The 12,713-nt window shown below is 66.8% G+C and carries 10 protein-coding genes and 2 pseudogenes; 4 read left to right on the forward strand and 8 right to left on the reverse strand.

The window, feature by feature from the left end; translation table 11 throughout:
- Positions 1 to 332 precede the first annotated feature (332 nt).
- Entirely contained in the window at positions 333 to 1,070 is a 738-nt protein-coding gene (locus ACIBB8_RS30630; RefSeq protein WP_398957615.1) for a response regulator, read from the reverse strand.
- Entirely contained in the window at positions 1,067 to 2,005 is a 939-nt protein-coding gene (locus tag ACIBB8_RS30635) for a sensor histidine kinase (RefSeq protein ID WP_398957617.1), read from the reverse strand. Before ACIBB8_RS30635 ends, ACIBB8_RS30630 begins: the two co-directional genes overlap by 4 nt.
- Positions 2,006 to 2,245: 240 nt before the next feature.
- On the opposite strand from ACIBB8_RS30635, the pseudogene ACIBB8_RS30640 reads away from it, so the two are divergent.
- Positions 2,246 to 2,433: pseudogene (locus ACIBB8_RS30640) on the forward strand (transposase); the annotation flags it as partial.
- A gap of 62 nt (positions 2,434 to 2,495) precedes the next feature.
- Here the strand turns inward: ACIBB8_RS30640 and ACIBB8_RS30645 are convergent.
- Together ACIBB8_RS30645 and ACIBB8_RS30650 are read right to left on the reverse strand one after the other, a co-directional pair.
- Positions 2,496 to 2,963 (reverse strand): transposase, encoded by a 468-nt coding sequence (locus ACIBB8_RS30645; RefSeq protein ID WP_398957619.1) that lies wholly within the window; start codon positions 2,961 to 2,963, stop codon positions 2,496 to 2,498.
- A 95-nt stretch (positions 2,964 to 3,058) separates the two neighbouring features.
- A pseudogene (locus tag ACIBB8_RS30650) lies at positions 3,059 to 3,223 on the reverse strand (hypothetical protein); the annotation flags it as partial.
- A gap of 392 nt (positions 3,224 to 3,615) precedes the next feature.
- On the opposite strand from ACIBB8_RS30650, the gene ACIBB8_RS30655 reads away from it, so the two are divergent.
- Positions 3,616 to 4,569 (forward strand): ParB N-terminal domain-containing protein, encoded by a 954-nt coding sequence (locus ACIBB8_RS30655; RefSeq protein WP_398957631.1) that lies wholly within the window; start codon positions 3,616 to 3,618, stop codon positions 4,567 to 4,569.
- Positions 4,570 to 4,695: 126 nt separating this feature from the next.
- On the opposite strand, the gene ACIBB8_RS30660 is transcribed toward ACIBB8_RS30655, so the two are convergent.
- The 4 genes from ACIBB8_RS30660 to ACIBB8_RS30675 form a co-directional block, all read right to left on the reverse strand.
- The gene (locus ACIBB8_RS30660; RefSeq protein ID WP_398957621.1) at positions 4,696 to 5,499 is read right to left on the reverse strand and encodes an alpha/beta fold hydrolase; all 804 of its coding nucleotides are present in this window, start codon (positions 5,497 to 5,499) and stop codon (positions 4,696 to 4,698) included.
- 108 nt (positions 5,500 to 5,607) lie between these two features.
- Positions 5,608 to 6,237: a hypothetical protein gene (locus ACIBB8_RS30665; protein WP_398957623.1), complete on the reverse strand. Its 630-nt coding sequence runs from the start codon at positions 6,235 to 6,237 to the stop codon at positions 5,608 to 5,610.
- Between the two features lie 102 nt (positions 6,238 to 6,339).
- Positions 6,340 to 8,277 carry an ABC transporter ATP-binding protein gene (locus ACIBB8_RS30670; protein ID WP_398957633.1) on the reverse strand — a complete coding sequence of 646 codons (1,938 nt, stop codon included), beginning with the start codon at positions 8,275 to 8,277 and terminating at the stop codon, positions 6,340 to 6,342.
- A gap of 50 nt (positions 8,278 to 8,327) precedes the next feature.
- Entirely contained in the window at positions 8,328 to 9,536 is a 1,209-nt protein-coding gene (locus tag ACIBB8_RS30675; RefSeq protein WP_398957625.1) for a cytochrome P450, read from the reverse strand.
- A 404-nt stretch (positions 9,537 to 9,940) separates the two neighbouring features.
- Here ACIBB8_RS30675 and ACIBB8_RS30680 point away from each other — a divergent pair, with 404 nt between their 5' ends.
- Positions 9,941 to 10,150, forward strand: coding sequence for an MbtH family protein (locus tag ACIBB8_RS30680; protein WP_358862693.1), 210 nt, complete (start codon positions 9,941 to 9,943; stop codon positions 10,148 to 10,150).
- A 150-nt stretch (positions 10,151 to 10,300) separates the two neighbouring features.
- The coding region (locus ACIBB8_RS30685; protein WP_398957628.1) for an AMP-binding protein at positions 10,301 to 12,713 on the forward strand (2,413 nt) is incomplete at its 3' end.

Below are 12,713 nucleotides of genomic sequence, written 5' to 3' on the forward strand. Positions count from 1 at the left end.
CTTCCGACGAGCTCAGTCACCTCTGCGCGGTCAGTGGGTAAGAGCCGCGTGGGCTCAGCCATCCCAGGACAGTGGGTCCGGTCGGCCTGCCCCCGTCTCGATCGACTACCCGCCGGTCCGTAATGGCGTCGATTGCCTGGCCAGCGTCGTTCAGCACCTCGGCTCACCTGCCCTAACCCGCGGCGCGGAGCACCTTCCGGGCCGCTTTGACGTCGGCTTCGCGGCCGAGGACTTCACCGAACTGCAATGGCTCACCACCCGTGACACGAAGCGGACCTTTCCCTTCTGAACCAAGGGGCTCCGAATCAAGGGGCGTTCGAGTGGTCACGCAATCAAGGGGCGTGGGGTAGTCGGTCACGTCGATCCGCCGAGCTACCCGGTGCGACGAGCCCCGTCTCGTAGGCGAGGACGACGGCCTGGGCGCGGTCGCGCAGGGAGAGCTTGGTGAAGATCCGGGTCACATGGGTCTTCACCGTGGCTTCGCTGAGCGTCAGTTCACGCGCCAACTCGGCATTGGACAGGCCGTGACCCATCAGCGTCAGCACCTCGAGCTCACGCGGTGTCAGCGCGACGAGGTCCCGGTGGGTGGCCGGGACCGTGGCACCCCGGACGCCCTGGGTGACGCTGCCGCTGTCGGGCGCGGCGAAGCGCTCCACCAGCCGGCGGGTGATCGACGGCGAGAGCAGCGCGTCACCGGTGTTCACCAGACGGACCGCGGCGACGAGATGCTCGGGGGTGACGTCCTTCAGCAGGAAGCCGCTGGCACCGGCGGCGAGGGCGGCGTAGACGTAGTGGTCGAGGTCGAAGGTGGTCAGCATGATGACCCGGCAGTCCGGAGACTGGGCGATGATCCGGCGGGCGGCCTCGAGCCCGTCCATCTGCGGCATGCGGATGTCCAGCAGCGCGACATCGGGACGCAGTTCACGCACCGCCGCCACCGCTTCCACGCCGTCGGACGCCTCGCCCACCACATCGACCCCACGGACTGTCAGGATCAGGCGGAAGCCGGTGCGGACCAGCTCCTGGTCGTCCGCGATCACCACGCGCGGGGCGGGCTCGGGGGGAGTCACGGCCGGTCCAGGGGGATGCGGGCGCGGACACGGAAACCGCCGCCCAGGCGGCGCCGGGCGTCCAGGTCGCCGCCGTAGACGGCGACCCGCTCCCGGAGGCCCAGCAATCCGTGTCCCGCTCCGTCCGTCGTTGTCTTCGGCACCTCGTCGCTCCCGGTCAGCACGCTCGGCCCGCCGTTGAGCACCTCGACCCGGAGCCAGTGGTCGGCATAACGCACCATCACCTTGGCCTTCGTACCGTCCCCGTGTTTGAGGGCGTTGGTCAGCGCCTCCTGGATGATCCGGTAGGCGGTGACGTCTATCCCGGTCGGCAGCGGCCTCGGCTCCCCGGAGATCAGCACCTCGACCGGCAGTCCCGCGAACGCGATCCGGTCGATCAACGGGCTGAGCCGGCTCAGACTCGGCTGCGGTGACAGGTCGTTATCGCTCGGCTCGTCCTCACCGCTCTGCGAGGGCGCGAGCAGACCCAGCAAGTGCCGCAGATCGGTCATCGCGTTGCGTCCGGCGGTCTCCACGGCGCTCATCGCGGCCGCGGCCTCGTCGGGCATCGTGGCGAGCACCTCGCGGGCCGCGCCGGCCTGGACCACCATCAGGCTGACGTTGTGGCTGACGATGTCGTGGAGGTCCGACGCGATCCTGGCCCGCTCGGCGTCGACTGCGGTCCGCGCCGCACTCTCGCGTTCCCGCTCCAGCAGCCAGCCGCGCTCCTCCAGTGCTTTGCGGTGCAGCCGTCGTGCCCGCAGGAGTGCCGTGCCCAGCCAGCCCGCAGTGGCGCACGCCAAGGCCAGGGCGATGACCAGCCAGTACTCCCCGGAACCCCACACACCGTCAGCTTCGCAGGTCGCACTGTGCTCCGCATCCTCCTTCGAGCCAGAGGCGTCACCCCCCGGGAGGATGCACAGGAAGAACTCCGGCGTGTATGCATCGTCCTTCATTCCACTTCTCCGTTCCCGCCGCCGCTCACCTGGGGGTTGGGCGGTACGGACTCGGAACCGTGTAACAAATTCTTCATGCTTCTCGGGCGGTTTCCATCGATGGTTGCGAATCAGTTGAATCGCGATGCTATGCCCCAGTCTCCCACGGCCTCGGCGGGGGTCCGGTCACCGAGGGCCATTCGAGGTCTGTTGCTGAGTTGACGGGTGACGTCCTTTAGGTTGCGGATGGGTCGACGGGGGCAGTACTCGGGGATGGCCGGCCGGATCGAGAATTCCCAGATCGGGGTGTTCCTGGCTTACGGATCCGAGCGGGACGGGTGGTGACAGACCGCGAGTTGCATCTCCCGAAGGACTGGACTTCGGACCCCGAGCGCTGCCGGTCGGCCGGTGTCGGCGAGGATGTCGAGTTCGACACCAAGCCGGACCTGGTCCTGCGCGTGCTAACGGCCTGGTGCACGACAGAGAGTGGATCAGGCCGTAAGAAGTAATCTCAATTGGTGAGCCTGCGGTAGCTGATGAGGGTGCAGGCGATGCTCGTGACGGCGAGAAAGTGCTCGGCTTTGCGTTCGTGGCGTCGGCGGAGACGGCGGCAGCCGGCGAGCGAGGTCCCCCTTTTCAAGGCCCGCAAGTTCACGGAGTCGATCGCACAGCGGGACCAGTCCAACTTGCCGCGGGCGCCGAGTTCGTCGAGGACCAGGCGGTGGAGCTTGGCCCACACCCTGGCCTGCGTCCACGCGGAAAGACGCCGATGAGCCGTTGCCCCGGACGGCTCGAACGAAGCTGTGGGCAACTGCTGCCACGTGCAACCCGACGTGGCCACGAACACGATCGCGGCCAGCACCTCACGATCACCATGCCCGCGCCGTCCACCACCCTGAGGCCGCGAGGGCACCTCCGGCACCACCCGTTGAAACAACTCCCACAACTCATCCGGAACCAGCCGCTCAACGATCCCCACGATGACCGTCGGCCCACCGACCCCACCAAATGAGATGAGTTCCAAGGGTCGTAGCTGCCGTCGTCCTTCCCGCCTCGGTTCCTCTCCCGGTAGACGGTGGACGTGCTCTTCCCGATCGCTGCGGCGATCGCGGCGGGAGGCTTTCCGGCGCGCAGGCCGTCAGCGATGGCGATGTGGTCATCCTGGGTGAGGCAGCCCCTGGCGCAGCAGCTCGAAGTGCCGCCGTCTGGCCGCCGTCGGTTTGCGATTGGCCCCTCCACGGGACATGCGAACGATCTCCTTCCTGGGTGTTCGCAACCATCGATGGGAACCGCCTCAGTTCACCTGGGCGAATCCGCCACCCAGCTTTGCAGGACCCAGCGGGTGGGTGGCGGTGGCGGTGGCGGAGGCGGCTGCGAGAGATGCTCGACAGGGGATGACGCAAAAGGCGATCGTGTGTTTGATTTACCCGTGATCCGAGGGGGTGGGGGCTGGACCGAATCTCGTGAGCGACAGTGACAAGCAAGTCTGCGCAGCAACGTTTCGATCTGGGGTAATCGAATTGGCTGAACTGGACACTGTCTTACCTGATGCTTCGCGGGTCGGGGCCGTCGCCGGCCTGAGGCGGGAGTCCGCGGCTCTTGAGGAGGACCGTGAGCAGAACTTCGCTTCTGTGCCGATTTCTTCTCTGCGGCCCGGCAACTCTCCGCGCACGGAAGGGCATAGCAGAGAGCATATAGCGAGGCTGGCGGAAGTGGAGGCGCCGCTTCCGCCTATCCTTGTCAACCGGCGAAACATGCAAGTAATCGACGGGACGCACCGATTGCTGGCCGCCATGCTAAGAGGCGACGAGACGATCAGGGCCGTGTTCTTCGATGGCACCGTGGAAGACGCCTTCCTGCACGCGGTCAAGGCGAACGTGGAACATGGGCTCCCGTTGTCGCTGGCGGACCGTCAGGCCGCCGCCGGCCGGATCGTTTCCACACATCCGCACATGTCCGACCGTGCGATCGCGCGCGTTTCCGGGCTGGGGGCGAAGGCCGTGGCGGCGATCCGGAGGCGTTCAACTGACGCCGGGGAGCGGTTGAACGCGCGAGTCGGCCGAGACGGGAAGGTGCGGCCGGTGAACAGTGCCGAAGGCCGGCGCCGGGCGGCGGAGGTGATCACCCAGAATCCGGAGGCCTCGTTGCGGGAGGTCGCCCGGATTGCGGGGATCTCGCCGGCGACGGCCGGTGACGTCCGCAAGCGGCTTCAGGCGGGCGAGCCGCCCACCCCGGAGAAGAGCGCCGCGCCCGAGCCCCGTGGCGACGACAGGGCGCCCGACCGGGAGGCCAGGCCGAGACGGGAGCGGCTGGCGCGGCTCATCCAGCCGGATCCGGGTTACGTCCTCGACAAACTGCTGAAGGACCCGTCACTGCGCCACAAGGAAGAGGGGCGGCAGCTTCTGCGTCTGCTGCAGAACAACGCCATGGGGCCGCAGGAGTGGGGGCAGCTGACCGCCGTGGTGCCGCCGCACTGCAGCGCTCTGGTCGTGGATCTGGCGCGGCAGTACGCACAGACGTGGCTGAAGTTCGCGCAGGAAATCGACGAGCGCATGCGTTTTATCGGCGAATCCGTGACCGGATGACCGTCATGATCTGATGCAGTTGTTGACAACTTCGTAGGGCTGCACGCGGCCGGCGGGGTCACTCGGAGCGAGAATGGCTCGCCCGGGTGGCCCCGTCTCGCACTTCTGTCGGTGCTTGTCCTTCTGTCAGTGCTTGTCGAGAAATTCAATGATCGCGGAATTTACCGTCTCCGGGCTCTCCAGATATCCCATGTGGCCGCAGTCGGGCACTTCGACGTAGTCGCAGTCCGGGATGGCGTCGGCGACCTCGGCGGCGAGATGCGGGGGAGTAATCAGGTCGTCGGTGAAAGCGATGACCCGGCACGGGACCTCGATTCCCCGAAGAGACTCCCGGCGGTCCTCGTCGGTGTTCACCCAGGTCTGGCCGCCGGACTTCTCACTGCTGCCGCCGGACAACTCGAAGATCTCCAGCCACATGGCGGCCTTCGCGTCGTCGTTCAGCGTCCTGGGCGACAGCATCTCCACCACCGAACGGAGGGCCGCGTAGCGGGGAGGCAACTCCACGCCGCTCTCGAGAAGCGTCCGGTCGGCCGCCGACCATGCCCGCCGGACGGCGTCCGACCGCGACCTGGTGGCGATCAGCACCGCGGACCGCACCAGTTCCGGGGACTCCAGTGCCAGCTGCTGGGCGACCATCGCACCCATCGATGCCCCCACGACGCGGCAGGGCGCGAGGTCGAGCGCCTCGACCAGGCCCCTGGTGTCGGCGACGAGGTCGGCGAGCGAGTATTTCCCGTCAGGCGCGTCCGAGTTCCCGGCACCCCGGTTGTCGAAGGTGACTGTTTCGTATCCTGCCGCATTCAGCGCGGGTGTCTGGTTCACCGTCCAGACGTGGCCCGCCGCCGCCGATCCCATGATGAGGAGTACCGGCTCTCCGTGGCCGGACCGTTCGTAGGAAACCTGGATACCGTTGGTATTCACGTAAGGCATTCGATGCACCTCGCATTTCTCTTCGTCCGACCGTCAAAAAAGCGATGCAGTTGCCGGTTCGAGTTGCCATGTGCCAGTTTCCGGTTGTCTGTGACCAGTTGCCAATTGCTAGCTGAACATGACATTTCCTCGCGGCCAACTATGGCACCGAGCGATATCCCTGATCAACTGTTCGGTATTCATTTCGAACACGGAGTTCCGCGTGACAGGCCGTACGGCGCGGCGATCCGGTAGACACCGGGTTCCGGAGCCGTCAGCCGGGTCCAGCCGTCCGCCTCGGCCAGGCAGCCGTCGCGCGACGCAGGCCCCTTCACGCGCCTGCCGTCCGCGTCGACCCCCGGCGATCACCGTCGTCGTCCGCACACCGAACGCCGCCATCACATACGACGAGACGACGCTGTACGACATCGGGTAGATCCCGCCGTACCAGTCGAAGTCGTACGCGGAACCGGGGTGCCGTCCGACGAAACCGGCCCATGCGTCCTGGCTCGCGATGTCACCGCCGCTGTTGGCGACGAACCGGAACCACAGCAGGTGCAGCAGCCCCGCGGTGACCACAGCGATCGTCACCGGATCCCGCAGCAGCCGCCCGGCTCCGGCGGGCGCGTTCCCGGCGGGCGTGCCGCGGCCCTCACGCCCGACAGGGAGTGCGCCGTCCCGGGCGTCGGCGGCTGAGTCGGCTGTTGAGCTGGCCGCTGAATCGGCTGTCGAAGGGCTGTCGGGTTCCGCCGTGGTCATCGATGCCGGCCCTCCCCCTGGCCGGCCGCGCGTGCCCAGGCGCGGTCGGTTGCCTGGGGACACTACCAAACGCTGTGCGGCGAGCCGCCGGCCGCCGGTGGCTCAGGCCGGGCCCGGGGCACCGGCCGCGGAACCGACCTCCTCGCCGGTGTTCTCCTGCAGGGCGAACTGCGTCCGGTACAGCTCCGCGTAAAGCCCGTTCAGGGCCAGCAGTTCCTCATGGGTTCCGCGCTCGCGGATCCGACCTGCCTCGACGACGAGGATCTGGTCCGCGTCCCGGATGGTCGAGAGCCGGTGCGCGATCACAAGCGAGGTCCGGTCGGCCAGCGCGGCCTTGAGGGCCCGTTGGATGGCGGCCTCGGACTCTGAGTCCAGGTGCGCGGTCGCCTCGTCGAGGACGACGACCGGCGGCGACTTGAGCAGCAGCCTGGCCAGGGCGATGCGCTGCTTCTCGCCACCGGAGAGGCGGTAGCCCCGGTCGCCCACCACTGTGTCGAGACCCTGCGAGAGGGAGGAGATGGTGTCCCAGATCCGTGCCGACATGCACGCCTCGACCAGGTCCTGCTCGGTGGCCTCGGGACGGGCGTACAACAGGTTCGCGCGGATGGTGTCATGGAACAGATGGGCGTCCTGAGTGACCACACCCACCGTGTCCCGCAGCGACTCGAGGGTCAGGTCCCGGATGTCGTGTCCGCCGACGCGTACGGCGCCCGCGTCCGGGTCGTACATCCTGGGCACCAGCTGGGTGATCGTGGTCTTACCGGCCCCGGACGGGCCGACCAGCGCCGTCAGCTTCCCCGCCGGCGCGACGAAGTTCAGGTCGTCCAGGATCCACGCTTCGTCGGCCCGTTCCGGCTGCGGAACCGAAATCGCCTCCAGGGAGGCCAGCGAGACGTCCGCGGCGGACGGGTAACGGAAGGACACCCCGGAGAACTCGATGTCGGGAGCGGCCGGCGCGCCGGACTCGGCGGCGGGCAGGGGCACAGCGCCGGGGCGTTCCTCGATCAGCGGCTTCAGGTCCATCACCTCGAAGACCCGGTCGAAGCTGACCAGTGCCGTCATCACCTCCACCTGCATGGAGGCCAGCTGACTCACCGGGCTGTAGAGCCTCAGCAGCAGGGTGAGCATCGCCACCAGCGTGCCGAGTTCGAGAACGCCGTCGATGGCGAGACTGCCGCCGAGCCCGTACACCAGTGCTGTGGTCAGCGACGTAAGGACCGTGATGCCGATGAAGAACATCCGGGCGTAGACGCTCTCGGCGATCGTGAGGTCCCGTCTGCGGGCCGCCGCCTTCGCGAACTGGGCGGCCTCCTCCGCCGGCCGCCCGTAGAGCTTCACCAGCATGGCTCCGGACACGTTGAACCGCTCGTCCGCCATCGAGCCCATCCGGGCGTCGATCTGCATGCCTTCCCGGGTGAGCCGCTGCAGAGCCCTTCCGATCATCCTGCCGGGCAGGAGGAGCAGCGGAAACAGGACGAGCGAGGCGAGGGTGATCTGCCAGGAGAGATAGAACATCGCGCTGATCACGAGGACCAGGGTCAGCGCGGCTGAAACCGCCTGCGACAGCAGCGTCGTGACGGCCTGCCGGGCACCGTTGATGTCGGTACTGACCCGGCTGATCAGAGAGCCGGTCTGGGCCCGGGTGAAGAACGCGATCGGCTGCCGCAGCAGATGCTCGAACAGCGCGGTACGCAGCTCGTACACCAGCCCCTCCCCGACCCGGCCCGAGGAGTAGGCCTGGACGTACGACGCCAGCGCGTTCACCAGGGCCAGGGCGGCGATGGTCACGGACAGCCACACGACGACCGAGAGCTTCCTGGGCAGGATGCCGTCGTCGATGAGCATCTTGAGGATCAGCGGACTCGCCGCGGCGATCGCCGCGTCCAGAGCGGTCGTCACCGCGAGCAGGATCAGGGACCAGCGGTATCGCAGGGCGTACGGCACGATGCGCCGCACCGTGCCCGGCTTGATCCTCTGCCGGGTGACCCCTTCCTCATCGAGCCGCGGACGCATCAGGCCCAGTGCCGGGCCGCCCATCATGGACACGAAAAGCTTCCTCGCTCTCGGGTTCTCCGGCGTCGGCGTCGGCGCTAGGCCGCGGCGGCGGTCAGACGGACCGGCAGATACTCGGGGCCGTTGACGACGATTGACGTCAACCGGGTTGGGGTGCCGTCGAGTTCGATACGAATGGATCTGTGCAGAAGCTCGTGGTAAAGGAGGCGGAGCTCGGCGCGGGCCAGCACGCTGCCCAGGCAGAAGTGCTCACCGAATCCCAGGGCCAGATGCCGGTTCGGTTTACGACGGATGTCGAACTGGTCGGGATCGGTGAAGACGGACTCGTCACGGTTGGCGGAAGGCAGCCAGAACGTCACACGGTCACCGGCCTCAATCCGGTGACCGTGTATCTCGATCGGCCGCACCGCGGTACGCATGATGTGCGTGGCCGTGGAGGTCCAGCGGAGCACCTCCTCCACCGCTGACGGCAGGAGGTCGGGCTCCTTCGCCAGTGCAGCCCACTGGTCGGGGTGCTCCAGGAAAGCCAGCATTCCGCCGGCCGCGGCGATACGCGTGTTCTCGGTGCCGCCGACCAGCAGGTTGTCGCAGTTCAGAATGATGTCTTCCGGCGACAGGGGAACACCGTCGACGACGGCCGTCGCCAGAATGCTTACCAGGTCGTCCGAGGGATTCGCCGCCTTGGCTGCCTGGAGTTCCTCGAAGTAGCCCATGATGTCCAGATGGGCGAACCTCTGGGTCAGTGGATCGCCGGCGCCGAAAGCCTGACTGGTCAACTTGAACAGGTGATCCCAGTCGGAACTCGGCACGCCCATCATTCGGCAGATCACATACAGCGGCACACGTGCGGCGATGTCCGCCACGAAATCACATGACCCGCGCTCCAGGGCGTCGTCCACGACCCGGCGGGTGACCTCGCCCATCTCGGGTTCGAAACCACGGACCGACCTGAGTGCGAACCACTCGTCGACCAGCCCCCTGAGCTGACGGTGACGCGGCGGATCCGTCAGCGCCAGCGTACGTCCACCACCCGGATCCTCGCCGTGTTCCGCCGGACGCAGAAGAATTCCCCGCGCCGAACTGAACGTCTCCGCGTCACGGTATGCCGTCCGCACGTCCTCGTACCTGGTGAGCGCCCAGAAACCGGGCAGTTCGGTGGGAGGATGCCAGTACGCGGGGGCATTGGCCCGAAGCCAGCGCCACTGCTCGAACGGATCGCCGTGCGCGTACAGCTCGGGATCCACCAGGTTGATCTGCGGAGGGTGCTGGGCCGACACGCTGTGCATGCGGATACCTCACAGGAATTGCTCGAATTTTTTCGAGACCGGATACTCAGCGGTTACGGCGAATGCACTGCGGGCAAAGACCGTTGCGATCCACGAATAGGCCTGGCACGGTGGCACGCTGCGCGGACGGCCGTCAAGTTGCGACGGCACGGTACCGGCCCCCGAAGAAGTCGACCACCTGCGTGTTCATCATGTTCAACTGGCGCATCGACACACTTGAACACCCATTGGTCACGCCATTGTTGAACGCGCGTCGAAGCTTGCCGATCGCTGTTGGACGCCCGCAGAGGGCTGATGCATAGTGAGGTCCGGCAACCAGGAACTCGGCGGACCGACCGGAATGGTGCCGACAGCACCCCTTAGCGTTGCGATCCACATCATTCACTCGAGAAGGGGACGGTGCAGTGACGAATCCGTTCGACGATCCCGACGCCAGCTATCTGGTCCTGGTCAACGACGAAGGCCAGCATTCGCTCTGGCCGGTCTTCGTGGACGTACCCGACGGTTGGCAGACGGTATTCGGTGAGGCAGGCCGCCAGGAATGCCTTGACTACATCGAGAAGACCTGGACCGACATGCGGCCGAAGAGCCTGATCGAGGCCATGGAGAAATAGGCCATCTCGCAACTCTCCCCGGGGGGCGTCGGCTTGGCCGGCGCCCTTTCAGGGATCTGGACCGTCCAGCCGCGTACCAGATCCGGACGCACACGCAGCACGGATCGTGAACTGCCAGGTCGCAATACCGAATCATAGGGGTGGGCGGTAATGGCCGCATACGACGGCGAGCTCTGCGAACTGACGGCGGCTCAGCTAGGCATTTGGAATGCGCAGCAGCTGGCTCCGGACAATCCGATCTACAACATCGCGGAGCGCGTCGACATCCACGGAGCCCTCGACCTTGACCTCTTTGTCGAGGCGATGCGCCGCACGCTCGACGAGGCCCAGACCTACCACCTCCGCTTCCATGTGGACTCGGGCGTTCCCCACCAGTACCTCGCTACCTCGCACGACCACCCGATCCGTGTTGTCGACCTCACCGGCGAACCCGATCCCGGCGCTGCGGCCGAGCAGTGGATGCAGCAGGACGCACGAAGCCCGGTGGACCTCACCACTGGGCCGCTCTTCGTACAGGCCGTGTTCCGGCTCGCCGAGGACCACGTCGTCTGGTACCAGCGCTCGCACCACCTCGTCTTCGACGGCTACAGCGGAGTGGTCCTCTCCGGCCGGCTGCAGGAGATCTACTCGGCGCTCCTGGAGGACCGTGAGCCCACGGGCGAAGCGCTGGAACCGCTGTCCCTGCTGATGGACGCGGACCGTGCGTACCGCGACTCGGAGGAGTTCCAAGAGGACCGCGCCTTCTGGCTCGACACCCTGGCCGGCTTTCCCGAGGAGACCGGTCAGGGCGGCCACCGGTTCCGCGACCTGCCCGACGCCCCCATACGGCACACCGAGGAATTCGGCGCCGAAGAGACCACCGCCCTCAAGGCTTCCGCGCGGCGGCTGAAGACCAGCCTCGCCGGACTGATGATTACGGCCGCCGCCCTGTACCAGCACCGCATGACCGGCGCACGGGAGATCGCCGTCGCCGTGCCCGTCCTGGGCCGGGTGGGCAAGCGGGAACTCCGGGCCCCCGGCCTCACTGCGAACCTCCTCCCGATCCGGCTCACCATCGCACCGGACACCCGCGTCCAGGACCTCGTCCGACAGGCGTCGAGGAAGATCCGCGACGGACTGCGCCACCAGCGGTACCGCTATGAGGACATGCACCGCGACCTCAACCTGATCGACAGCGCGCCCCTGTGCACCCTCTACATCAACGTCATGTCCTTCGCCTACCCGCTGCAGTTCGGGGACTGCGTCACCACCGTCCGCAACGTCGTCCCGGGACCGATCGACGACCTCGGGATCGACGTCTACGACCGTTCGGCCGACGGCAGCATCCAGATCGCGTTCGGCGCCAACCCCGATCTCCACACCAGTGACGCCGTGGAGGACGTTTCCCGACGATTCCAGCAGGTCCTGAACTGGCTCACCGCGGCATCTCCCGACGACTCCGTCAGGGAGGTGGATGTTCTCGGTGCTGAGGAGCGGCGTCGGGTGTTGGTGGAGTGGAACGACACGGGTGTGGTGTTCGGGGGGTCGACGCTGCCGGGGTTGTTTGAGGCGCAGGTGGCGCGGGCGCCGGGTGCGGTGGCGGTGGTTGCTGGTGATGTGTCGCTGTCGTACGCGGAGTTGGATGCGCGGGCGAATCGGTTGGCCCGGCTGCTGATCGGTCGTGGGGTGGGGCCGGAGTCGGTGGTGGGGGTTGTGCTGGAGCGTGGCGTTGATCTGGTGGTGGCGTTGTGGGGTGTGTTGAAGGCGGGGGCTGCGTATCTGCCGGTGGATCCGGAGCTTCCGGTGGAGCGGATCGGCTTCATGCTGGGTGATGCGGGTGCGGCGACTGTGGTGACGGTGGGTGCCTTCGAGGAACTTGTTTCCGGTGAGGTGTCGTCCGTGGTGCTTGATTCTCGGGAGGTTGGCGGGGAGTTGGCGGGTTTGGATTCCTCTGCTCCTGGGGTGGCGGGGTTGGTTTCGCATGCGGCGTATGTGATTTATACGTCGGGTTCGACGGGGGTTCCGAAGGGTGTGGTGGTTTCGCAGGCGGGGGTTGTGAATCGTCTGTTGTGGATGCAGCAGCGGTATGAACTGGCTGCGGGTGAGCGTGTGTTGCAGAAGACTCCGTTCGGTTTCGATGTGTCGGTGTGGGAGTTGTTCTGGCCGCTGGTGGCCGGTGGTGTGCTGGTGATGGCTCGGCCGGGGGGTCATCGGGATCCGGGGTATTTGGCTGGGCTGATTCGTGAGCAGGGTGTGAGCACGGTTCATTTTGTGCCGTCCATGCTTGAGGTGTTCTTGGGTGATGCGGCTGCTGTGGGGTGTGGTGGGCTGCGGCGGGTGGTGTGCAGTGGTGAGGCGTTGCCGCCTCATGTGGTGCGGCGGTTCTTCGAAGTGTTCGAAGGGGTGGAGCTGCACAATCTGTACGGTCCGACCGAGGCGTCGGTGGACGTCACGTCGTGGGAGTGCGACCCGGGCTTCGCGAAGAATGGCGTGGTGCCGATCGGCCGGCCGGTGGCCAACGCTCAGGTGTATGTGCTGGACGCACAGCTTTCTCCGGTTCCCGTAGGAGTGGTCGGGGAGTTGT

Source organism: Streptomyces sp. NPDC051286 (assembly GCF_044455345.1).
Taxonomy (GTDB): Bacteria; Actinomycetota; Actinomycetes; order Streptomycetales; family Streptomycetaceae; genus Streptomyces.